General features: G+C 65.7%; 19 protein-coding genes. 7 read left to right on the plus strand and 12 right to left on the minus strand.

Annotation, left to right across the window (positions count from 1 at the left end):
• Positions 1–13 precede the first annotated feature (13 nt).
• Complete coding sequence (locus tag MTX23_RS11195) at positions 14–790, minus strand: carboxymuconolactone decarboxylase family protein (protein WP_348637552.1); 777 nt, start codon at positions 788–790, stop codon at positions 14–16.
• A 12-nt stretch (positions 791–802) separates the two neighbouring features.
• Positions 803–2,005: an arabinose transporter gene (locus MTX23_RS11200; RefSeq protein WP_280976691.1), complete on the minus strand. Its 1,203-nt coding sequence runs from the start codon at positions 2,003–2,005 to the stop codon at positions 803–805.
• A gap of 100 nt (positions 2,006–2,105) precedes the next feature.
• Here MTX23_RS11200 and MTX23_RS11205 point away from each other — a divergent pair, with 100 nt between their 5' ends.
• Positions 2,106–3,008: a LysR family transcriptional regulator gene (locus MTX23_RS11205; RefSeq protein WP_280976692.1), complete on the plus strand. Its 903-nt coding sequence runs from the start codon at positions 2,106–2,108 to the stop codon at positions 3,006–3,008.
• Between the two features lie 183 nt (positions 3,009–3,191).
• Here MTX23_RS11205 and MTX23_RS11210 read toward each other — a convergent pair whose 3' ends face one another.
• The 3 genes from MTX23_RS11210 to MTX23_RS11220 all read right to left on the minus strand — a co-directional run bounded on the left by MTX23_RS11210 (position 3,192) and on the right by MTX23_RS11220 (position 7,769).
• The gene (locus tag MTX23_RS11210; protein WP_280976693.1) at positions 3,192–4,964 is read right to left on the minus strand and encodes a Spy/CpxP family protein refolding chaperone; all 1,773 of its coding nucleotides are present in this window, start codon (positions 4,962–4,964) and stop codon (positions 3,192–3,194) included.
• 836 nt (positions 4,965–5,800) lie between these two features.
• The gene (locus MTX23_RS11215; protein WP_280976694.1) at positions 5,801–6,769 is read right to left on the minus strand and encodes an IS481 family transposase; all 969 of its coding nucleotides are present in this window, start codon (positions 6,767–6,769) and stop codon (positions 5,801–5,803) included.
• 538 nt (positions 6,770–7,307) lie between these two features.
• A complete protein-coding gene (locus tag MTX23_RS11220) occupies positions 7,308–7,769 on the minus strand; it encodes an Lrp/AsnC family transcriptional regulator (RefSeq protein ID WP_280976695.1) in 462 nt (153 codons plus the stop codon).
• Between the two features lie 131 nt (positions 7,770–7,900).
• Between MTX23_RS11220 and MTX23_RS11225 the strand changes: the two genes are divergently transcribed.
• Positions 7,901–10,273, plus strand: coding sequence for a transketolase (locus MTX23_RS11225; RefSeq protein WP_280976696.1), 2,373 nt, complete (start codon positions 7,901–7,903; stop codon positions 10,271–10,273).
• Between the two features lie 181 nt (positions 10,274–10,454).
• A complete protein-coding gene (locus tag MTX23_RS11230; RefSeq protein WP_280976697.1) occupies positions 10,455–11,885 on the plus strand; it encodes an aldehyde dehydrogenase family protein in 1,431 nt (476 codons plus the stop codon).
• Between the two features lie 154 nt (positions 11,886–12,039).
• Here the strand turns inward: MTX23_RS11230 and MTX23_RS11235 are convergent, their stop codons facing one another.
• Positions 12,040–13,002, minus strand: coding sequence for an SMP-30/gluconolactonase/LRE family protein (locus tag MTX23_RS11235; protein WP_280976698.1), 963 nt, complete (start codon positions 13,000–13,002; stop codon positions 12,040–12,042).
• Between the two features lie 124 nt (positions 13,003–13,126).
• On the opposite strand from MTX23_RS11235, the gene MTX23_RS11240 reads away from it, so the two are divergent.
• Positions 13,127–13,948 carry an NAD(P)-dependent oxidoreductase gene (locus tag MTX23_RS11240; RefSeq protein WP_280976699.1) on the plus strand — a complete coding sequence of 274 codons (822 nt, stop codon included), beginning with the start codon at positions 13,127–13,129 and terminating at the stop codon, positions 13,946–13,948.
• On the opposite strand, the gene MTX23_RS11245 is transcribed toward MTX23_RS11240, so the two are convergent.
• Positions 13,949–14,482 carry an invasion associated locus B family protein gene (locus tag MTX23_RS11245; protein ID WP_280976700.1) on the minus strand — a complete coding sequence of 178 codons (534 nt, stop codon included), beginning with the start codon at positions 14,480–14,482 and terminating at the stop codon, positions 13,949–13,951.
• Positions 14,483–14,519: 37 nt separating this feature from the next.
• The gene (locus tag MTX23_RS11250) at positions 14,520–14,678 is read right to left on the minus strand and encodes a hypothetical protein (RefSeq protein WP_280976701.1); all 159 of its coding nucleotides are present in this window, start codon (positions 14,676–14,678) and stop codon (positions 14,520–14,522) included.
• Here MTX23_RS11250 and MTX23_RS11255 point away from each other — a divergent pair.
• Positions 14,677–16,380 (plus strand): IlvD/Edd family dehydratase, encoded by a 1,704-nt coding sequence (locus MTX23_RS11255; protein ID WP_280976702.1) that lies wholly within the window; start codon positions 14,677–14,679, stop codon positions 16,378–16,380. The two genes, MTX23_RS11250 and MTX23_RS11255, sit on opposite strands and share 2 nt — an antisense overlap.
• An 8-nt stretch (positions 16,381–16,388) precedes the next feature.
• On the opposite strand, the gene MTX23_RS11260 is transcribed toward MTX23_RS11255, so the two are convergent.
• Positions 16,389–17,186: an enoyl-CoA hydratase-related protein gene (locus MTX23_RS11260; protein ID WP_280978043.1), complete on the minus strand. Its 798-nt coding sequence runs from the start codon at positions 17,184–17,186 to the stop codon at positions 16,389–16,391.
• Between the two features lie 262 nt (positions 17,187–17,448).
• On the opposite strand from MTX23_RS11260, the gene MTX23_RS11265 reads away from it, so the two are divergent.
• Positions 17,449–18,669, plus strand: coding sequence for an FAD-dependent oxidoreductase (locus tag MTX23_RS11265; RefSeq protein WP_280976703.1), 1,221 nt, complete (start codon positions 17,449–17,451; stop codon positions 18,667–18,669).
• Positions 18,670–18,768: 99 nt separating this feature from the next.
• Here the strand turns inward: MTX23_RS11265 and MTX23_RS11270 are convergent, their stop codons facing one another.
• The 3 genes from MTX23_RS11270 to MTX23_RS11280 all read right to left on the minus strand — a co-directional run bounded on the left by MTX23_RS11270 (position 18,769) and on the right by MTX23_RS11280 (position 20,953).
• Entirely contained in the window at positions 18,769–19,695 is a 927-nt protein-coding gene (locus MTX23_RS11270; RefSeq protein WP_280976704.1) for a ribokinase, read from the minus strand.
• A gap of 22 nt (positions 19,696–19,717) precedes the next feature.
• Entirely contained in the window at positions 19,718–20,611 is an 894-nt protein-coding gene (locus MTX23_RS11275; RefSeq protein ID WP_280976705.1) for a sugar kinase, read from the minus strand.
• Positions 20,612–20,683: 72 nt separating this feature from the next.
• Positions 20,684–20,953: a hypothetical protein gene (locus MTX23_RS11280; protein ID WP_280976706.1), complete on the minus strand. Its 270-nt coding sequence runs from the start codon at positions 20,951–20,953 to the stop codon at positions 20,684–20,686.
• On the opposite strand from MTX23_RS11280, the gene MTX23_RS11285 reads away from it, so the two are divergent.
• The gene (locus MTX23_RS11285) at positions 20,933–21,781 is read left to right on the plus strand and encodes a VOC family protein (RefSeq protein WP_280976707.1); all 849 of its coding nucleotides are present in this window, start codon (positions 20,933–20,935) and stop codon (positions 21,779–21,781) included. The two genes, MTX23_RS11280 and MTX23_RS11285, sit on opposite strands and share 21 nt — an antisense overlap.
• Positions 21,782–21,943: the final 162 nt, after the last annotated feature.

Raw genomic sequence — 21,943 nt, forward strand, 5'->3', positions numbered from 1 at the left:
CTCGACAGCGAGGTCATCGCGGCCGTTGGGCGATCACGTCCTTGACGACCGGCAGCGCCGAGAACGCGTTCGGCCATCCGGCGTAGAAAGCGAGCTGGGCGAGCATCTCGCCGGCTTCGGTGCGTGTCAGCCCGTTATCCATCGCGCGGTTGAGGTGATAGGTGATCTGCGCCACCTGTCCGGTCGCGACCAGCGCGCTGACCGTGACGAGGCTACGGTCGCGCGGCGCGAGGGCGGGCCGCAGCCAGAGATCGCGGAACAGGACGTCGGCGGTGTATTGCACGAGGCCCGGCGCCACGTCGCCGGATTGTTGCGCAACGCGCGTTGCGCGCTGCGCCTCGGCCGCCTCGTCGAGCGGAAGCTGCGGACCGGACGTGGCCGGAAGCCGATCGGCTCCGATCTTGCGCGCCGCAAACACGTCCTTGGCATTGGCAACGGCCGACATCGCATTGGCCCATCCCGTGTAGAAGGCGAGGTGGGTGATCGCCTCGGAGATCTCGGCCGGCGTCACGCCATTGTCGAGCGCGCGATCGAGGTAGAAGGCAAGCTCGATCGTCTGGTTGCGCGCGATCAGCGCGCCGAGCGTGACCAGGCTGCGGTCGCGCGGCGACAGGCCGGGACGCTTCCAGAGATCGCCGAGCAGGACGTCCTGGCGGTATTTCTCCAGCGCGGGCGCGACCGCCCTGATGTCGTCGATATTGGGCATGGGTCTTGATCCTTGTGGTTCCCCCAGCGCAGGGTACGAAGCGATCAGGCAAAAGGCGCCGATTACGGCGGCTATCCGTTTCACGGTCATCTCCTGTCAGGCTCGCGTGTCTGTCGCCGCCGACCGCATCAGGTGCAGCGCGATGCAACCCCCAGTCAGCACGATCAACGCACTGGCGAGGAATACGGCGTTGAGCCCGGCGCCTCCGGCGATCAGCCCGAGCAGCGGCGCAGTGATGCCGAGCGCAAGGTCGAGGCATGCGGTGTAGGCGCCCATGGCGAGGCCGCGGCTTTCCGGCGGCGCGCGGCGGATCGCTTCGACGCCGAATCCCGGATAGACCAGCGAGTAGCCGAGCCCGGCGAGCGCCGCGCCGCCGAACACCGCAAGCCGTGTCGCGGCGAGCCAGATCACGACGAGCCCGGCCGCCTCGATCAGGATGCAGACGAGCGCGACGCGCGGTCCGCCGATGCGGTCAGGCAGATGGCCGAAGGCGAGCCGCCCGGCAATGAAGGCTGTGCTGACCGCCGTCAGTGCGATCCATGCCGCGGTCCAGCCGTTGTGCGCGAACAACAGCGCCACGAAGGTGGTGATCGCGCCGAAGCCGACGCATGAGAGCGCAAGGCCGAGGCCGGGCACGGCAACTGCGCCGAGCACCTTCGTCACCGCCCGCCGCGCATGGTGCTGCGGCGGGATACCGCGTAGCGGCGCCACCAGCACGAGCGTCGCGAGTGGAATCAGCATGGTCGTCAACGCGATCGCGGCGAAGCCGTGACGCGCAAAGAGAGCGCTGCCGACCGGCGCGCCGGCGGCAAAGGCGACATACATCGCGGTGCCGACCCACGACATCACGCGTCCGGTGTTCGCTGGACCGGCGAGCGCTACGCCCCAGTTCAGGGCGCCCGCGACCATGAAGCTTTCGGCGCCCCCCAGGACCGCCCGCCCGAGCAGCAGCACGGCGAGCGACAACGTGGGCATCTCGACGAATTCGAGCGAAAGGCCGTAGAGCAATCCCGCGGCCGCGGCCGCGATCAGGCCGCTCACCACGACGGGCTTGGTGCCCGTGGTATCGGCCAGGTGACCGGCCGTGAAACGCGAGATCAGCGAGGCGGCGAACTGGCTGCCGGCGACGAGGCCGACGACGAAGGTGCCGAATCCAAGATCCCGATGCACATGCAGCGGCAGCACCGGCATGGCGATGCCAATCACCAGATAGCCCGTGAAGATCACGGCGATGACCGGCAACAGGGTCGCGGCGACCGAGGGTATGGCGCCTCGCGTATCTGACGTCGTAACGGACATGGGCGGGGTGGCTGAATTCTGTGCTGCGCCGAAGCTAGCGCTTCCGCCCCTCGCGGATTAGATGATGAAAACTGCATGCATTCATGAGGCTCGCTAATCAATGGACCGGGACAATGCGAGCGACCTGCTGATCTTCCTTGCGGTGGCGCGGGAGCGGAGCTTTACGCGCGCCGCCGCCAAGCTCGGCCTCTCGCAGTCGGCATTGAGCCAGATCGTGCGGGCGCTGGAGGAGCGGCTCGGGGTGCGGCTGTTGAGCCGCACCACCCGCAGTGTCGCGCCGACGCTGGCCGGCGAGCGGCTGCTGCGCACCATCGGGCCGAAATTCGACGAGATGGACGGCGAGCTCGCGGCACTCAGCGCGCTGCGCGAGAAGCCGGCGGGCACCATCCGCCTGACGGCGACCGAGCACGCCGCCGAGGCGATCCTGATGCCGGCGCTGCGCGCGATCCTTCCGAAATACCCCGACATCAACGTGGAGGTCGTGATCGATTACGGCCTCAGCAACATCGTGGCCGAGCAATATGACGCCGGCATCCGCCCGGGCGAGCTGGTCGCGAAGGACATGATCGCGGTGCGGGTCAGTCCGGACCTGCGCATGGCGGTGGTTGGCTCGCCCGACTACTTCGCGACGCGCAAGAAGCCGCGCACGCCGCAGGAATTGACCGAGCACAATTGCCTCAACCTGCGCCTGCCGACCCATGGCGGCCGCCTCTATGCGTGGGAGTTCGAGAAGAACGGACGCGAGCTCAACGTGCGTGTCGAGGGCCAGCTCGTGTTCAACGGCTCTGGCACGCTGCTGAGCGCCGCGCTGAACGGGCTTGGCCTTGCCTATCTGACCGAAGGGCAGGCGAAGCCGCATCTTGCGGCCGGCCGGCTGGTGCGCGTGCTGGCCGACTGGTGCCCGCCGTTTTCCGGCTATCACATCTATTATCCGAGCCGCCGGCAGGCCTCACCCGCGTTCTCGCTGCTGGTCGAGGCGCTGCGATACCGCGGGAAGGTGTGAGACGGGTCCGGGGCTGGCGTTTCCACGTCGTCATGGCCGGGCTTGTCCCGGCCATCCGCGTCTTTCTTTACATGGAAAACCAAAGACGTGGATGCCCGGGGACAAGCCGTTACGCGATTGCCCTCCACCGCAAGCAATCGGGGTGCACAGTTTCTCCGCGGTTGCTGCCCGACCGCACGAGCCTCACAAGCCCATCATCCGGAAGATCATGCCTCCGATATTGGGCCCGTAATGGTGGTGGCGGCGATGATGACTGCGCCGTGGCTCGTCGGTATCAGCGGCCATCGCCGTTCTGCCGCCGTAGCGCTCGGGGCCGATCGCGTCGAATGCGGCCTTCTGCTCGTCGTTGAGCGAGTTGTAGAAGGCATCGAGCGCCGGACGCACCGTCCCGATCGCTTGCAGCATCGTATCCAGTCTTGCTTCCACGGCCGCAAGCCGCGCCGGCGGCGTTCGCGCCTCGGTGGGCGGACAGGACGACTTCAGGGTGTCCTCGGCCTTCGTCGCCGCATCCCGCAGCGCGTCGAGGCTCGCGCGCTGGGCGTCGGTCGGCTTCACATTGCGTTCGATGAGATCGCCGGGCCATTCGATGGCGGCGGGCTGTGCAGCAATGCAGGTCGCGGTGTCCACGGTGTTTTCGCGTGGAGCGCGTTCACGCCGCGCGCGCTGCTGCTCTGCCACCAACGCGGTCGCCTTGGCCTTCTGATCGTCGCTCAATAGCCCATAGAACTTGTCGAGCGGCGGCCTCAGCGTCTCCACCGCGCTGCGCATGGCCTCGAGACGCTGCTGCATCGAGGCAAGCCGGCTCGGTGCGGTCAGCGGCACGTCCTTCGGGCACGAATTGAGAATGATCTCGGACGCCTGCTGCGAAGCGGCAGCGAGGTCGTCGAGCGCGGCGCTCTGCTCGGCGTCGGGGTCGATCGCGCTGCGGAACTGGTCGATCGGGAACCCCGCGATGTCGCGGCTGTCGCTGCCGCACATGTCGGCGAGCGTCGCTGTTGTCTGACCGCCGGAACGGCTGGGCGCGGTCGCCTGCCGTGATCCGCCGCGGCCCGGCAGATAATCGGCGTAGCCGCTCAAGGCATCGTAATCATAGGGACCGAACAGGCCGGCATAGATATCGCCGTAGCCGTAGTCCCAGAAGTACGGGTCATAGCCCCAGCCCCACCAGGTGTAGTCATAAAGATCGTAGTACGCGTAGGGCCAGAACACCGGCCCGACCCAGCCGAAGCCGCCATGTGGATGGCGCCACCACCAGCCTCCGCCCTGATATCCCCACGCGGCCCCCGCAGCGGCCGTCGTAATCGCCGCGCGCGCCATCGGGTTTCGCAAGCCGCCGGGACTGTGCAGCGCGGTCGTAATCTGACGCGAGGACAGGGTGCGACCGACAACGCTGGCGTTGTGCCGCATCACCGCGGCGGAGGGCGCATGACGGCCGGCGGCTACGCCGTTCGAGGTGGCCGGATTGCGCGTGAGGGCTGGATTGTGGGTCGCGCCCGGAGTGCGAGTGGCGTGGAATTGTCGCGCGCCGGTGCTGCGGCCGATTCGTGGGGCGGCATGAGGCGCGGGATGAATGGTGTGAAAGCCGCCTCCGCCATGAAAACCACCGGCGCGAAGCCCGCCGCCGTGGAAACTACCCCCGCCCCCACGGAAGCCGCCACCGCCATGGAAGGCGCCGCCACCGCCGGCATGGAAACCTCCACCGCGGAAACCGCCGCCTCCGCCGCCATGAAATCCGCCGCCGCCACCGCCGGCGTGGAAACCTCCGCCGCCACCACCGTGGAAACCGCCGCCACCGCCGCCGTGAAATCCGCCGCCACCACCGCCACCGCCGTGACCTCCGCCAGGTCCGCCGCCACGGGCCGCCTGGGCAGGATCCGCAAGCAGCGCCACCGATGCTGCGGCCGCGAGAATTGCGACCAGCGTCAACCACACGTGTTTGCGGGCAGCTCCAGCCATGGTGGTTCTCACCTCGCGTCAAGGCACTCAACAAGGCCCAACATCAACACCCCACGTCGCCGCTCGGTTCCCGCCGCGGTGTGCATCGCAAGCAACTGTTTGCGAGCGCGCCCCTCCGCAGAGATCGCCAACGTCGAATTCGGTCCTGGGCTGACGGCTGCGAAGCCTGCGAGGAGACCGGGCTGCATCTCCACGCATACATGCCGTAGCGACGAGCCAAGGCCAGCTTCGGAAATATCCGGGCAGGTTCCTTCATAAAGAGGTTGAGAAACCGGACAAAGCATTTCCCTTCGCGCTGCAAACCGCTCACGCTGCGATCGACGACGCAGAGACCTTGATTCGGAGGAGCCCATGCCAAGGCAATTCGGCCTCAAACAAGTGACGGCAGTGGAACGGTCGGCGTCGGCGTTATCGGCGCAAGGGTCGCGCGAGGTGCCTCAGCCTGTGGCGCGTGACGAGCCGTCGTCACGAACGCAAACGTCTTCGCAGCCCGAGCCTCTCTATGCGCCCGCGAGCTGGCGGGGCAAGGCTGATCGGCGCTGCATCTCCGCCGATTGAGGCGGTGCTGCTTTATCACCGCGACAATGGTTGCTGCGGGCAAGGCCTCCACCGAGGCCGATCGAGCGCCAATCACTGAGTTGCCCGACGGCGCAAGCCCTCGCGGCAAAAATATTTCTGTTTTGCAGAAATACAACTTGGTGTATGAATGGCCCGTCTCACCCGCTTGAGGGCGCTTCGCGATCGTCACGAGTGTTGGGTCGAGATGCGGTGGACGCGGCGCGTGTGACTGACGAGCACACGTGAAGCGGACGGTGAAGTCGTGCAGGCCTGACGCCCTAGTTGTGGAGCCTCAAGAGGTTGTTCCCGGTTAATCCGAGCCTGCTGATCGGCGGCTTTGAGCCGATACTGCCATGAGGACGATGCCAGTTGTAGCGGTGAAGCCATCGTGGCAGCTCCGCGGCTCTTTCTGTTGAGGTGTTGTAGGCCTGCGCGTAGGCCCATTCTCGCAGGCTGGTCTGAATGAAGCGTTCGGCCTTGCCATTGGTTTTGGGCGTATAGGGCTTGGTGCGGATGTGCTTGAGGCCGAGGCGCTGACATGCCTTTCGGAAGGCGGCGGATTTGTAGCACGCGCCGTTGTCGGTCATGACGCGCTCGACCTTCACGCCCAGGCTCACGTAGTAGGCCACCGCCGCCTTGAGGAAGGCGACGGCACAGCCCTTTCGCGCGTTCTTCATGACCTGGCTGAAGGCGATCCGCGACGCATCGTCGATGCAAACATGGACGTATTCCCAACCTGGTCCTTGACGGCGAGAACGCAGGTTGCTCGCCCCACGTCGATCGCCGGTGATCCGATGGCCGATCCGATTGAACTTGCCGAGCTTTTTGATGTCGATGTGGATCAGCTCACCAGGATGCTGGCGCTCATAGCGCCGGATCGGCTCAGCCGGCTCCAGCGCAGCCAGCCGGTTCAAACCGAGCCGGCGCAGGATCCGGCTGACGGTTGCTGCTGAGACCCCGACCTCGCGCGCGATCTGCTTGCCGGTGTGGCGCTGCCGGCGGAACGTCTCGACAGCGGCGCATGTGGCGGCCGGGGTTTGGCTTGGCAAGGAATGCGGCCGTGAGGACCGATCCTGCAAACCATCGACGCCTTCTGCGCGGAAGCGCTTGACCCATTTGGCGACTGTCTTCGCCGTAACATTGAATTGGCGCGCGGCGGCGGCCTTCGTCAGGCCGCTCTCGATCACGCTCCGCGCCATCGCCGCTCGACCTTTTGGCGTCAAAGGCGCATTCTTGTGGATGTCCATCTGGTCTCTCCGGGGAACCCTGAAGCGTCGCAGCCTCAGCTTCCTCGGTTCAGACCAGATGGACAACCTCCTGAAAGCTCACACCTAGTGGCAGGTGTCTCATCAGTAGGGGCAAGAACTCTCACTGATGACGGTGACAACAAAGCCCAGTCTCGCCGGGGAGAGCACGTATAAGCCGTAGCCCATCGCGCAGGGAAAGCCGGAGTGTTTTCCGGTTTCACCTGTGGTCCTACCTCCCGTGCTTTCCATTTGCACGGGACCCATGGGTGCGATCGGCACCCGGCTTTCCCTGCGCCCTCTGTTCAAGAGAGGCGAAACGAGAGGCAAAACTCGGGCGATTCACGCCGCGGGAATGCGATGCCATATCCTCATCAGCAACTGTCATCGCCCGCGAAGGCGGGCGATCCAGTATTCCAGAGGCAGCCGTGACTGATCCTAAAGGCCGCGGCGTGCTGGATACCCCGCATGCGCGGGGTATGACAGCCGAGTGTGTTGATGATGCCAGTCCCCACCGCTGCGAGGCCAAAACAAGCCGCGCTCACACCGGCAGCGCGGTCGAATACTTCACCTGGCTCAAGGCAAAGCTCGACTCGATGGAGGCGATGCCGTCGAGCCGGGTCAGCTTGTTCTTCAGGAACGCCTCATAGGAGGAGAGGTCGGCGGCGACGACGCGCAGCAAATAGTCGCGGTTGCCGGTCATCAGATAGCACTCGAGCACCTCGTCCCATTTGGAGATCGCGCGCGCGAAGCGGTTGAGGTCTTCCTCCTTCTGCCGCGCGAGCTTGATCGAGATGAAGACGCTGACATGCAGCCCGATCGATTTCTGGTCGACGGTCGCGATGTAGCGGCTGATCACGCCGCGCTCCTCGAGCAGCTTGACCCGGCGATGGCAGGGCGACACCGACAGCCCGACCTTGTCGGCAAGCTCTTGCATGGTCATGCGGCTGTCGGTCTGGAGCAGGCTGAGGATCTTGCGGTCGATGGTATCGAGGGCAGGCATTGGGATGAACTCGCAGGTTGAGGCCGGATCGTGGAAATTTATCCCAATTTTTCCTGTGCTGTCGCGTGGAATTGAGATTTTCGCTGCCGCTCGCGGCGGTAACATCTGTCAGATCGCCTCGGAGCTCCGCCATGGGAATCGCGCCTGAACGCCTCGACATGCTGTCCGCGCTGGCCCGCAAGGTGCTGTGGCTGTCGTCATGGACCATCCATCACGCCAACCACGTCAGGCCGAACACCGACGGCTTGAAGGTCGGCGGCCATCAGGCATCCTCGGCCTCGCTCGCCAACATCATGTCGGCGCTGTATTTCTCGGTGCTGCGCCCGCAGGACCGCGTCGCGGTGAAGCCGCATGCGAGTCCGGTGTTCCATGCAATTCAATATCTGTTCGGGCACCAGACCCGCGATAAACTGGAGAATTTTCGCGGCTACAAGGGCGCGCAATCCTATCCGTCGCGCACCAAGGATACCGACGACGTCGACTTCTCCACCGGCTCTGTGGGATTGGGCGTGGCGCAGACGTTGTTCGCCTCGCTGGTGCAGGATTACGTCAAGGCGCATGGCTGGATGAAGGACCGCCCCGAGGGCCGCATGATCGCGCTGGTCGGCGACGCCGAGATGGACGAGGGCAACATTTTCGAGGCGCTGCTCGAGGGCTGGAAGCACGGCCTGCGCAACACCTGGTGGGTCGTCGACTACAACCGCCAGTCGCTCGACGCCGTGGTGCGCGAAGGGCTGTGGGCCAAGTTCGAGACCATGTTCCGTAATTTCGGCTGGGACGTGGTGATCGTGAAGTACGGCAAGCTGATGCTGGAAGCGTTTGCCGAGCCGGGCGGCGAGGCTTTGCGGCGCTGGATCGACAATTGCCCGAACCAGATGTACGCGGCGCTGTGCTTCCAGGGCGGTGCAGCCTTCCGCAAGCACTTGCAGGACGACATCGGCGATCAGGGGCAGGTCACGGCCCTGATCGATCGCCGCAGCGACGATGAGTTGCTGGCGCTGATGTCGAACCTCGGCGGCCACGACATGGCGAGCATGATCGAGGCGTTCGAAGCCGTTGATCACGATCGTCCGGTCTGCTTCATCGCCTACACCATCAAGGGCGTCGGCCTGCCGATGCAGGGCCACAAGGACAACCACGCCGGCCTGATGACGGTAGCGCAGATGGAGAAGTGGCGCGCCGCGCAGAACATCCGCGCCGGCCATGAGTGGGACAAGTTCGAGGGCCTGTCGCAGGACCCCGCGAAGCTCGAGGCCTTCCTGGCGGAGGCGCCGTTCAACCGCGAGGGACGCCGCCGGCTGTCGGCGCCTGAAATCGAAGTGCCGGAGCAGCTCGCCTTCAAGGCCTCGCCGCAGATGTCGACGCAGCAAGGCTTCGGCCTCGTGCTGCATGAACTCGCGCGCGGCGACAGCGCGCTGGCCTCGCGCATCGTCACGGCGTCGCCCGACGTCACCGTGTCGACCAATCTCGGCGCCTGGGTCAACCGCCGCGGCCTGTTCGCGAAGCTGGAGAACCACGATCTGTTCCGGCAGGAGAAGATCCCGTCCGCCTACACCTGGGAGTATTCGCCGAAGGGGCAGCATATCGAGCTTGGCATCGCCGAGATGAACCTGTTCATCATGCTCTCGGCACTCGGCCTGTCGCACCAGATCAATGGCGAGCGCCTGCTGCCGGTCGGCACGCTCTACGATCCCTTTATCGAGCGCGGCCTCGATGCGCTGAACTACGCCTGCTATCAGGATGCGCGCTTCATGGTGGCGGCGACGCCGTCAGGCGTGTCGCTGGCGCCGGAGGGCGGCGCGCACCAGTCGATCAAGACGCCGCTGATCGGGCTCGGGCAGGATGGGCTCGCCGCGTTCGACCCGGCCTTCGTTGATGAACTTGCCGTGATCATGGGCTGGGGATTCCAGCACATGCAGCGCGAGGGCGCGGAGGGCGGGTCGGTTTACTTACGGCTCTCGACGCGCACGATCGAGCAGCTGCAGCGGATCATGACGCCGGACCTGCGGCGCGACATTACCGACGGCGCCTACTGGCTGCGCAAGCCGGGCCCGAACTGCGACCTCGTGGTCGCCTATACCGGCACGGTCGCACCCGAGGCGATCGAGGCGGTCGGCCTGATCGGCGAAAGCCACCGCGACGTCGGTTTACTCGCGGTCACCTCGGCCGACCGGCTCTATGCGGGGTGGTCCGCAGCGCGGAATTTGGGCCGCGGCCGGCGCGGCGTGCAGCATTTGCATTTGAGTCATATCGAGCGGTTGCTGGCGCCGCTCGGCCGCGACTGCGGCATAGTGACCGTGATCGACGGCCATCCGGCCGCACTCGGCTGGCTCGGCAGCGTGCGCGGTCATCGGGTCGAAGCGCTCGGGGTCGAGCATTTCGGCCAGACCGGTACAATCGGCGACCTCTACCGCCACTACGGCATCGACGCCAACGCGATCATCGATGCGGCGGAAAGCCTCTCCGTCGGCGCCCCGGTCCGGCATCGCAAGATGGCGGTGTGACGCTACGGGTGAGGGGCGGGCGGCAAGGCTTGCCACGCGAGCGGCGGCGACCTTATATCCGCGGTGCGCGCACGAGCCGCGTCCCGCATATATGGCGGGTTCAATTCGCCTGGCTTTCGTGCAAGGATGCCTGCCGAACGCTTCCGTTCCCTTTCCATACGCCCCCTACAAGAGGTTTCCGATGGTCAATCGCATGCAATTCTACATCGATGGCGCCTGGGTCGACCCGGTCGTCAAGAAGTCCACCCCGGTCGTCAATCCGGCGACCGAAGAGGCGATGTATGAGGTTGCGCTCGGCTCCAAGGCCGATCTGGACAAAGCGGTCGCCGCCGCCAAGCGCGCGTTCGAGACCTATTCCCAGACCAGCCGCGAGGAGCGCGTCGCGCTGCTCACCAAGATCGTTGAGGTCTACAAGAGCCGCATGAAGGAGATCGGCGCCGCCGTCTCCGACGAGATGGGCGCGCCGTTGCCGATGGCCGAAAAGCTGCAGGCCGGCGCCGGCCTCGGCCATCTCATGAATACCCTTGAAGTGCTCAAGAAGTACGAGTTCGAGGAGACCATGGGCACCGCCGTGATCGTGCGCGAGCCGGTCGGCGTCGTCGGCATGATCACGCCCTGGAACTGGCCGCTCAACCAGATCGCCTGCAAGGTGGCGCCCGCGCTCGCCGCCGGCTGCACCATGATCCTGAAGCCGTCGGAGTTCACCCCGACCTCGGCGCTGATCTTCGCCGAGATCCTCCATGAGGCCGGCGTGCCGAAGGGCGTGTTCAACCTCGTCAACGGCCTCGGCCCGGAGGTGGGTGCCGCGATGAGCGAGCACCCGGACATCGACATGATCTCGTTCACGGGCTCGACCCGCGCCGGCGTCGACGTCGCCAAGCGTGCCGCGCCGACCGTGAAGCGCGTCAGCCAGGAGCTCGGCGGCAAGTCGCCGAACGTCATCCTCGAGGGCGCCGACCTGACCAAGGCGGTGACCGGCGGCGTGATGCACATGTTCAACAACTCGGGCCAGTCCTGCAACGCGCCGTCGCGCATGATCGTGCCGCTCTCCAAGATGAAGGAAGTGGCCGCGATCGCGAAGGGCGTCGCCGACAAGACCAAGGCCGGCGATCCGCGCGCTGCCGACACGACGATCGGACCGGTCGTCAATCGCGGCCAGTGGGACAAGATCCAGGCGCTGATCCAGAAGGGCATCGACGAGGGCGCAACGCTGGTCGCCGGTGGTCCGGGCCTGCCCGAGGGCGTCAACAAGGGCTTCTACGTCCGTCCGACCATCTTCGCCGACGTCACCAACGAGATGACGATCGCCCGTGAGGAAATCTTCGGGCCGGTGCTGACCATCATCGGCGCCAAGGACGAAGCCGACGCCGTCAGGATCGCCAACGACACGCCCTATGGTCTCGCCGGTTACGTCTCGGCGGACACCGTGGAGAGCGCGCGCCGCGTCGGCCGCCAGATCCGCGCCGGCAACGTCAATCTGCAGGGCGTGCCGAACGAGCGCAGCGCGCCGTTCGGTGGTTACAAGCAGTCCGGCAACGGCCGCGAGTGGGGCCGCTACGGTCTGGAAGAGTATCTCGAGGCCAAGGCCGTCGCGGGTTACAACGCGGCGTAAGCTGATCCACGAGAGACGAGATTTTGGCGCCGGGGTGGATCACCGCTCCGGCGTCGGACATTTGGAGACAGAGCTTTGTATTTTTGCCTTCCCTTGACGCGGATCGAGATAGTCGTTCTGACGCGAACCGGTGTCCACTTCGCTTGAAAACGCTCTAACCGCCGAGCGCACCTTGGGTGTTCACATAGAGCGCATAGATCGACTGGCTCGCCGCCATGAACAGGCGGTTGCGGTTCAGTCCGCCGAAGCAGAGGTTGGCGCAGCGCTCCGGCAGCGCGATGCGGCCGATCATGACGCCGTCTGGCGCGAATACGACGACGCCGTCGAGCTCGGGATCGCCCATGCCCCAGCCGCACCAGAGATTGCCGTCGATGTCGCAGCGCATGCCGTCGGGCGTGCCCGGGCCGGCATCGACGAACACGCGCTTGTTGGAAATCGTCGTGCCGTCCGGCGATACGTCATGGGCAAGGATCTTGCGGTTCGGCACGCCGCGGGATTCCACGACGTAGAGGATCTTCTCGTCCGGCGAGAAGCAGAGCCCGTTCGGCCCCAGCACGCCCTCGGCGACGATGGTGGCTTTGCGGGTCGCGGGATCGAGCCGGTAGACGTTCGGGTCGATCTCGGGCTCGGCCTTGTAGCCCTCGTAGTTTCCGAGCAGGCCGAAGGTCGGATCGGTGAACCAGATCGAGCCGTCGGATTTCACTACGACGTCGTTCGGCGAGTTCAGCCGCTTGCCGTCGAAGGAGTCGACCAGCACCGTGATCGATCCGTCATATTCGGTGCGCACCACGCGGCGGCCGCCATGCTCGCAGGTGATCAGCCGGCCCTGGCGATCGCGGGTGTTGCCGTTGGCGAAGTTCGAAGGTTTTCGGAAGATGCTGACCGCGCCGGTCTCTTCTTCCCATTTGATGATGCGCTGGTTCGGAATGTCGCTGCACAGCAGATAGCGCCCGTCGCCGAACCATACCGGCCCTTCGGCCCAGCGCAGGCCGGTGGCGAGCCGCTCCACCGCGGACAGTTTCAGCCAGTATTTCTCGAAGCGCGGGTCGAGCGCGTGGATGGCCGGATCGGGATAGCAGGTCGCCGGACGCCAGCCGGCGGAATGGGCATCGGACATTTGCTGTTCTCGTTGTTGTGTTTCGATGGTGTTTGCTTGGTGTTTCCTCGGGCGGTTGGTTTGCTATCATTGCCGGCCCGCGACCGCAATTCGGTCACGGCAAGCACGAGGAACGAGGGACGGAATGCCACGCATATTGATGACCGGCGCGTCGGGTGGAATCGGCACCAGCCTGCGCAAGCTGCTGCCGCCGATCTATCCGGACCTGCTGTTGAGCGACATCAAGCCGCCGGCCGATCTCGGCAAGAACGAAAGGTTCAAGGCCGCAGATCTCGCCGATCTCGCGCAGGTCGAGGCGATCTGCGAGGGCGTCGACGGCATCCTGCATTTCGGCGGCTATTCGGTCGAAGGCCCCTGGGATTCGATCCTGCAGTCCAACATCGTCGGCTGCTACAATCTGTTCGAGGCGGCGCGGAAGAAGGGCGTCAAGCGGGTGATCTTCGCCTCGTCCAACCACGCCGTCGGTTTCTACCCTCGCCACCATCGCATCGGCACCGACGTCACCGCGCGGCCGGACAGCCGCTATGGCGTCAGCAAGGTGTTCGGCGAGGCCGTCGGCGCGCTCTATGCCGACAAGCACGGACTCAAGGTCACTTGCCTGCGGATCGGCAATTTCGGCGACCAGCCGCTCGACCATCGGCGGCTCTCGATCTGGCTCAAGCCGGACGATCTCGTTCAGCTCTGCCGCATCGGGCTCGAGCATCCCGACATCCATTTCGAGATCTTTTACGGCGCGTCCTACAACGAGCGCGCATGGTGGGACAATCACCGCGCCTACGATCTCGGCTATCGCCCGACCGGCCGCGCCGAGGATTTCCGCGAGCACGCGATGGCCGAGCAGGCCAAGCTGCCTCCGGATCCGGTCGGCGACTTCTACCAGGGCGGCTCGTTCTGCAGCATGGAGTTTGACGGCGACACGGGAAGGGTCATCGACTGGAAGACGTAGTCAGTCTTCGCACGACGGGAGCTGGTGGGGAGTCTGCTTCACGCTTTGCGGGCTTCCAGGTCCGTCAAAGGCCTGGGCGAAGTGGGTCAGCGGGAAGGAGAGGTTGATCGTCCGACCCGTCAAAGTCTTTGCTTCCATCGTGATCGCCTGCGCATGCTTCAGCCGCGTGACCAGCTCGCCGTCGCCTTCGTACGTGCCGCCGCAGCCCAGGGTGTAGCAATGCGGCTTGGCGATCTGGATCGGCTCATCCTGGTCGATCCGGAGGCTGATCGTGCCCTCCAGCATGGTTCGGGTTCCGACATTCGCCGTCAGAAGCACGCGCTTGCTGCTCTGCGGCGAGATGCTGATGGTGCCGCCCGACGGCGAGCATTGGCCTCGCGCGCTGACGCCGACGAAACAACTTGTCTGCGTCAGGCAAACCTTGGCCCAGGGCTCATAGGTCAGCTGCGTCGCGCGCGCGTCGGCCGCTTCGCCAACTGCCGGAAATGTGAGGGACGCGGCGAACGACCCAAGCAGGAAAAGCCAGTGGCGCATTGCCGTCTCCTCTGCGATCAGCGGGGCACGTATCCAGCTATTGCGGCTTTTTCTCGTTGGCGATGCGGGCGAGACCGTCGCCGTCTTCGCTGTCCGCGAAGCTCTTACGACGCCATTCGGCGCTGCATGATCGCGTATTGACAACAATTCCCTCGGCTCCTTTAGTGCGGCAAACAATCACGGGAACCTGCAACATGGCTGACGGACTTCGCAAGGGACTGACGAGCTATGGTGACGCCGGTTTCTCGCTGTTCCTGCGCAAGGCCTTCATCAAGGCGATGGGCTATTCGGACGATGCGCTCAATCGCCCGATCGTCGGCATCACCAACACGTACAGCGACTACAATCCGTGCCACGGCAATGTTCCGCAGATCATCGAGGCGGTGAAGCGCGGCGTGATGCTGTCGGGCGCGATGCCGTTCGTGTTTCCGACGATTTCGATCGCCGAAAGCTTCGCGCATCCGACCTCGATGTATCTGCGCAATCTGATGGCGATGGACACCGAGGAAATGATCCGCGCGCAGCCGATGGATGCCGTGGTCGTGATCGGCGGCTGCGATAAGACCTTGCCGGCGCAGATCATGGCGGCCGTCAGCGCCGATCTGCCGACGGTCGTCATTCCGGTCGGGCCGATGGTGGTCGGTCATCACAAGGGCGAGGTGCTCGGCGCCTGCACCGATTGCCGCAGGCTGTGGGCCAAGTATCGCGCGGGCGAGATCGACGACAACGAGATCGAGGCGGTGAACGGCCGTCTCGCGCCATCGGTCGGCACCTGCATGGTGATGGGCACGGCCTCCACCATGGCCTGCCTCACGGAGGCGCTTGGGCTGTCGCTGCCGATGAGCGCGACGATCCCGGCGCCGCACGCTGAACGCTTCCGGTCCGCAGAAGCCAGCGGCCGCGTCGCGGCGGCGATGGCGAAATCCAAGGGACCGAAGCCGAGCGAGATCCTGACCCCGGCCTCGTTCCGCAATGCGCAAATCGTCATGCAAGCGATCGGCGGCTCGACCAACGGGCTCATCCATCTCACCGCCATCGCCAACCGCACGCCCCACAAGATCGATCTCGAGGCGTTCGACAAGCTCGGCCGCGAGGTGCCGGTGCTGGTCGATCTGAAGCCGTCTGGCGAGCATTACATGGAGCATTTCCATCATGCTGGCGGCGTGCCGAAGCTGATGGCGCAGCTCGGCGATCTCATCGATCTCGACGCCAGGACCATCACCGGCCAGACCTTGCGCGAGGTCGTTGCCGGCGCGGAGGAGGTGCCGGGCCAGGATGCGATCCGTCCCAAGGCCAATCCGATCAAGTCCGAGGGCGCGATGGCGATCCTGCACGGCAACCTCGCGCCGCGCGGCGCAGTGATCAAGCAGTCGGCGGCGAGCCCGAAGCTGCTGCAACATACCGGCAAGGCGGTGGTGTTCGAGTCCGTCGAGGACATGACGCTGCGGGTCGACGATCCCGCGCTGGAGGTGACAGCCGACGACGTGCTGGTCCTGCGCAACGCCGGTCCCAAGGGCGCGCCGGGCATGCCGGAGGCGGGCTACCTGCCGATTCCGAAGAAGCTCGCGCGGGCCGGCGTCAAGGACATGGTCCGCATCTCCGACGCGCGAATGAGCGGCACCGCGTTCGGCACCATCGTGCTGCACATCACGCCGGAGGCCGCGGTCGGCGGCCCGCTGGCGCTCGTGAAGAACGGCGACATGATCAGGCTTGATGTCGCCAAGCGCAGCATCGACCTCCTGGTCGATGAAGCTGAATTGCAGAGGCGCCGCGCCGCGCTGGCGCCGGCCACGACGCCGGGCTGGGCCAAGCGCGGCTATGCGCATCTCTTCAACGAGACCATCCTGCAGGCGGACGAAGGCTGCGATTTCGACTTCATGCGCGCCAAGGGCAAGTAGCCGGCCCCTTACTTCGACTTGCTGGTGAACTTCTTCACCGCGACACGGAACTCCTCCGTGTTCATGCAGCCGATGATCGCGTCGCGCTCGGCGTCGAGCTGCGCCTCGATCGACGTGGTCGGCGCCTGATGGATCAGCGCCTTGGTGGCGGCAAGCCCGGCCGGCGCGTTCTGCGCCAGCCGCAGCGCGAATTCCCGCGTGGCCGCCTTCAACTCGACGGCGGGCACGACCTTGGCGACCAGCCCCCACTGCTGGGCCTGCTGCGCGGTAAAGCTGTCCTCGGCCAGGAAGATCTGCAGCGCGCGGCGCGGGCCGACGCTGGCGGCGAGGCCTACTGTGCCGCCGCCATCCGGCGAGACGCCGATCTTGGCGTAGGCTGGCGTGAAGCGAGCGTCCTCGGCGGCGATGCAGAGATCGGCGACGAAGGCGAGCGACAGGCCGGCGCCGGCGGCCGAGCCGTGCACGCTTGCGAGCACCAGCTTGGGCATCCGCCGCAGCGTGGTGATGAAGGCATGGTAGTGCTTGAGCATCTCGCCGACGACGGGCGCGATGGTGTTGGCCTCGGCCGCCGCGCCGATGGTCTGCAAGTCGCCGCCGGCACAGAAGGCGCGGCCTTCGCCCTCGATCACAAGCACGCGGACGTCCTTGTTGGCCTCGACCTCGGCGCCGAGCTGCTCGAGTTTCTTCGCAATCGACATGTCGATCGCATTGAACGCGGCCGGCCGATTCAGCGTGATGGTGGCGACCGGGCCGTCGATCCGGAGCAGGGCGGGTTCAGCGGCGGGGGTGGAGGCGGGGTCGGGCATATCGAAGACCTTGGGCTTGTTGTTTCCGGCCATTTAAGTCCCTGGCGGGGCAGGTGGCAATCCGGCCCGTGCGTCCGGGTTGGACGTTTCGCCGCCCCGATTTGGCCGAGACCCCCTTGCGTCGGCGCGAGCCATGAGGCCAAATGGCGCCCGCCTTCGGTACGCAGACACGAGCGCTGTGGGGACGGGGCAAGCAAGCTAACATCGACAGAGAGGAAAACGGCATGGGTCACTCCTGCTCGCTCGTATCTGGGTTGTTCCGATGACGACGGGTCCGGTCATCGTCGTCGGCGCGGGGCACGCCGGCTTCCAGCTCGCCGCGTCGCTGCGCCAGGGCGGCTTCGCCGAGCGCATCGCACTGCTCAACGATGAGGGGCATCTGCCGTATCAGCGGCCGCCGCTGTCCAAAGCCTATCTGAAGGGAACCGGTGGGCCCGACAGCCTGATGTTCCGGCCCGACAAGTTCTACCAGGACAACCGGATCGAGCTGGTCACCGATCGCGCCCATGCGGTCGATCGTCATGCGCGCAAAGTGACGCTCGCCTCCGGCGGCTCGCTCGACTACGGTCATCTGGTGTTCGCGACTGGTGCGCGGAACCGGCTGCTCGACATTCCGAACGCCAAGCTCGAGGCGGTGCGATATCTGCGCACGCTCGACGAGAGCGAGGCGCTGCGCCATCTGCTCGCGCCTGGTATGCGCGTCGTCGTCATCGGCGCCGGCTTCATCGGGCTCGAATTTGCCGCCACCGCGCGCGGCAAGGGCCTCGAGGTCGACGTGGTAGAGCTGGCTTCGCGCGTGATGGCGCGGGCTGTGACCGCGGAAATCTCCGAGTTCTCGCAGTCCCGGCACACGGCAGCCGGAATCCGCATCCACCTCGGCGTGCAGGTGACCGGCATCGAGGCCGACGGCGCCAAGGTCACCGGCGTCAGCCTGAGCAACGGCACGCACATCCCCGCCGATCTCGTCGTGGTCGGCGTCGGCGTGCTGCCGAATGTCGAACTCGCCGCGGAGGCCGGGCTGCCGGTGGCATCCGGCATCATCGTCGACGAGTATCTGGCGACCGCTGATCCCAACATCTCCGCGATCGGCGATTGCGCGCTCTACACCAGCAAGCGCTTCGGCGGATCGCTGCGGCTGGAGTCGGTGCAGAATGCGACCGACCATGCGCGCTGCGTGGCGTCGCGGCTGACCGGCAAGAAGGAGGTCTATGACGGCTTGCCGTGGTTCTGGAGCGACCAGGGCCCCGACAAGCTGCAGATGGCTGGCCTCACCACCGGTTACGACCGCGTCGTGGTGCGCGGCGACCGCGCGCAGGGCCAGTTCTCCGCGTTCTGCTACCGCGGCGACACGCTGCTCGGCATCGAATCGGTCAATCGCGCCGGTGATCACATGTTCGGCCGCCGGCTGCTCGGCGCGGGCGGTTCGATCACGCCGGAGCAGGCGGCGGATACGAGTTTCGATCTGAAGAGCGCGCTTTCCTGACAACCTCGTCGTCCCGGCGAAGGCCGGGACCGATACTCCGCGGCCTGTGTTGTGAACGGGATCGTCGTTCCAGCGTTGCGCAACATTTGACATTCGTGGTTATGGGTCGCCGGGACGACGTGGCGAGAGAGTGTCCTCCACCTCTTTCGCCGTCGGCATCGACGGCGCGGCGCCCATCCGCTGCACGCAGATCGAGGCGGCAATGTTGGCATAGGCGAGGGCATCGCGCAGCGGCTTGCCGACGGCGAGCTGCGAGGCGAGCGCGCCGACGAAGCAGTCGCCGGCGCCTGTGGTGTCGATGGCTTTCACTTCGCGGCCCGGAATCAGCAGCGGCTGGCGCTCGACCAGCGCCAGCACGCCGCGCTTGCCGAGCGTGACGCAGACGATCTTGTCTGGCGCCAGGGCTCTTGCCGCTTCGGCGAAGCGCGCGGGCGCGTCGCCGTCGCGCAGCTCCATGCCGCTGAGAAAGCCGAGCTCGGTCTCGTTGAGGATCAGGATGTCGACGAGATCGAGCAGCACGGCGTCGGCCTTCTTCGCCGGCGCCGGATTGAGAACCGTGGTGGCGCCGGCGGCGCGGGCGCGTGCGAAGAAAGCTGCGATCGCCGGTAGGGGAATCTCGAACTGGCTCACCGCGACGTCACCCTTGGCGAGAATAGGCGCTGCGACGTCGTCGGCATCGACCTTCGCGTTGGCCCCGGGCACCACCACGATGGTGTTGTCGGCATTGGCGATGGTGATGATCGCGGTGCCGGAATGGGTGCCGGGCGTATCTTTGACGAAGGCGAGGTCGACACCTTGCGCGGCAAGGAAGGTCCTCAACTCCTGCCCGAACGCATCTGCTCCGAGCCGGCCGACCAGGGTGGTCGGCACGCCGAGCTTGGCCGATGCCACGGCCTGGTTGGCGCCCTTGCCGCCTGGGAAGTAGAGCATGGCATCACCGGCCACGGTCTCGCCGATCCGCGGATGGCGCTCCGCGGTCGCCACCACATCCATGTTGATGCTGCCTGCGACGAAGACGCGCCGCATTGCTGTTTCCCCCAACTATCGATCAGACCTTGATCTCGAACTCGCGCCTGACCGCCTCGATGTCGGCGAGCGACGGCAGCCCGGCCTCGTTGCCGAGCTTCTGGATCTTGTAGGTCGATGCGGCGCGGGCGAACTCGAAATGCTCACGCCAGGATTTGCCGGGATTTACGAGATAGGAATAGATGTAGGCGCCGTGGAAGACGTCGCCGGCGCCATTGGTGTCGATCACGCGCTCGCGCGAAATCGGCAGCGCCGGCAGGGTGCGTACCGCGCCCGCCTCGTCATACCAGAGCAGGCCGCGCTCGCCCATGGTGACGCCGCCGACGCGGCAGCCGCGGCCCCTGAGATAGTCGAGCATCTGCTCCGGCGTCTTGTCCATCTGCTCGCACAGGCGTTCGGCGACGATCGCGACATCAATGAACTCGAGCAGCTCGTGGGTGTTGGTGCGCAACCCGCCGCCGTCGAGCGAAGTCAAAATGCCGTCCTCGCGGCAGAGCTTTGCGTAGTGGATCGCGGCGTCCGGTTGGTGGCCGTCGATGTGCAGCGCGCGGCAGCCCTTCAGGTTGAGCAGCGGAAACGGATGGATGTGCCGGTCGTCGCGGCAGCGCACGATCGCGCGCTTGCCGTCATTGGGCATGATGAAGGAGAGCGAGGAGGAGTTGACCTTGCGCGGATGGAACGAGATGCCATACCTGTCGGCCATGTCCCAAAACATCCGCCCCAGCCAGTCATTGGCCATGGTGGCGATCAGGTCCGGCTCTATGCCAAGCTTGGCGCAGCAAAATGCCGCGGTCACGGCGTTGCCACCGAACGACACCGCGTAGGCGTCGGCGACGTGCTTGTCGTCGCCCGTCGGCATGTGGTCGGTGATGAAGGTGACGTCAATATAGGTCTGTCCGATGAAGAGAGCCTGCATTCGCTTTCCGTCGTGGCTTAGTGTGGTCCCGGCCGGTGGTCCAGACTAGAGCATTTTCGGTCCTGATTGAAATCAGAACCAAAGCTCCAGATTCTTCGTTTTCTTCACGCGAAGCGGTGTCCACTTCGCTCGAAAACGCTCGTTGGTCGGGCGATATCGCTGAAAATATTCGCAACCCTGCCTGATTTGCGGGTAGAGATGAAGCGGGAGCACGGATTGATGGCCATTCTGGCATTCGGCATAACGGCCGGCCGCGCTCCGCGGTTCCCGGTTGCAGCGTAAGGAGAACACAATGACGGCAAAATCGGGGAGGCGGCGGCCATGATCAGCGGTCTCGATCACGTCGTCGTCCTGACCGGCGACATTGCCGCTGCCGGCGCCGCCTATGAGACGCTGTTTGCGCGCGCGCCCGCCTGGCGCAACAGCGGCGACGGCGCGGACCGTGTGCTGTTCACGCTCGACAACACGACACTGGAACTGATGGCGCCGCGCGGCGATGATGCCGCTGCGCAGCGCGTCCGCAGTGCGCTTGCCACGCAGGGCGAAGGGTTGGCGAGCCTCTGCTTCCGCACCAATGATATTGCGAAGATGCATCGCCGGCTCGACCGCCTAGCGCTGAAGCCCGAGCCCGTCGCCGAGGCCGAAAGCCGCGACGAGATCAGCGGCGCCACGCTGTCGTGGCGACGCACGCGGGCGGCGACCGACGCGACGCGTGGCATCCGCATGTTCTTCCTGGAGCGCGAGAAGGAGCGGCCGCTTTCGGTGCGCACGACGCCTGCCTCGATCACCGCGATCGATCATGTGGTGGTCTCCACCGCCGATCCGGAAAGCGCCGCTGCGCTGTATGGCGCACGGCTTGGGCTCGACATGGCGCTCGACCGCTCGCATCCGGATTGGGGCCGGCTGATGTTCTTCCGCTGCGGCGACCTGATCGTCGAGGTCACGCACAAGCCGGGCAAGGCCGATGCCGATGCGCCGGACCGGTTGCGCGGCATCTGCTGGCGTGTCGCCGATATCGACGCCACGCATGCGCGGCTCATTGCCGCCGGAGTCGACGTCTCCGAGGTGCGCACCGGCCGCAAGCCGGGCACCCGCGTGATGACGGTGCGCAGCGGCACCTGCGGTGTGCCGACAGTCCTGGTGCAACCTTCGCCGGGCAGGAGCGAGTGAGGCGAGTTCGTTGCGTCGTGCCTGAATCATGCGTTCGCAGTCTCGCGGCGCACTGCGTCCGAGGTTTGCTTGTCTTTCCGCCCTCTCTTGTGAAGAGGGCGCAGGGAAAGCCGGGCGCCGATCGCACCCATGGGTCCCGAGCAAATGGAAAGCTCGGGAGGT

This window comes from Bradyrhizobium sp. ISRA436 (assembly GCF_029910015.1).
Taxonomy (GTDB): Bacteria; Pseudomonadota; Alphaproteobacteria; order Rhizobiales; family Xanthobacteraceae; genus Bradyrhizobium.

Bases quoted from the DNA above. Each gene is read 5' to 3' on its own strand.
- MTX23_RS11225 (WP_280976696.1), top strand. From the start codon at position 7,901: ATGGGAATCGCGCCTGAACGCCTCGACATGCTGTCCGCGCTGGCCCGC.
- MTX23_RS11270 (WP_280976704.1), bottom strand. From the start codon at position 19,695: ATGCGGCGCGTCTTCGTCGCAGGCAGCATCAACATGGATGTGGTGGCG.
- MTX23_RS11220 (WP_280976695.1), bottom strand. From the start codon at position 7,769: ATGCCTGCCCTCGATACCATCGACCGCAAGATCCTCAGCCTGCTCCAG.
- MTX23_RS11245 (WP_280976700.1), bottom strand. From the start codon at position 14,482: ATGCGCCACTGGCTTTTCCTGCTTGGGTCGTTCGCCGCGTCCCTCACA.
- MTX23_RS11255 (WP_280976702.1), top strand. From the start codon at position 14,677: ATGGCTGACGGACTTCGCAAGGGACTGACGAGCTATGGTGACGCCGGT.
- MTX23_RS11200 (WP_280976691.1), bottom strand. From the start codon at position 2,005: ATGTCCGTTACGACGTCAGATACGCGAGGCGCCATACCCTCGGTCGCC.
- MTX23_RS11205 (WP_280976692.1), top strand. From the start codon at position 2,106: ATGGACCGGGACAATGCGAGCGACCTGCTGATCTTCCTTGCGGTGGCG.
- MTX23_RS11235 (WP_280976698.1), bottom strand. From the start codon at position 13,002: ATGTCCGATGCCCATTCCGCCGGCTGGCGTCCGGCGACCTGCTATCCC.
- MTX23_RS11240 (WP_280976699.1), top strand. From the start codon at position 13,127: ATGCCACGCATATTGATGACCGGCGCGTCGGGTGGAATCGGCACCAGC.
- MTX23_RS11215 (WP_280976694.1), bottom strand. From the start codon at position 6,769: ATGGACATCCACAAGAATGCGCCTTTGACGCCAAAAGGTCGAGCGGCG.
- MTX23_RS11230 (WP_280976697.1), top strand. From the start codon at position 10,455: ATGGTCAATCGCATGCAATTCTACATCGATGGCGCCTGGGTCGACCCG.
- MTX23_RS11260 (WP_280978043.1), bottom strand. From the start codon at position 17,186: ATGCCCGACCCCGCCTCCACCCCCGCCGCTGAACCCGCCCTGCTCCGG.
- MTX23_RS11285 (WP_280976707.1), top strand. From the start codon at position 20,933: ATGATCAGCGGTCTCGATCACGTCGTCGTCCTGACCGGCGACATTGCC.
- MTX23_RS11250 (WP_280976701.1), bottom strand. From the start codon at position 14,678: ATGTTGCAGGTTCCCGTGATTGTTTGCCGCACTAAAGGAGCCGAGGGA.
- MTX23_RS11265 (WP_280976703.1), top strand. From the start codon at position 17,449: ATGACGACGGGTCCGGTCATCGTCGTCGGCGCGGGGCACGCCGGCTTC.
- MTX23_RS11210 (WP_280976693.1), bottom strand. From the start codon at position 4,964: ATGGCTGGAGCTGCCCGCAAACACGTGTGGTTGACGCTGGTCGCAATT.
- MTX23_RS11275 (WP_280976705.1), bottom strand. From the start codon at position 20,611: ATGCAGGCTCTCTTCATCGGACAGACCTATATTGACGTCACCTTCATC.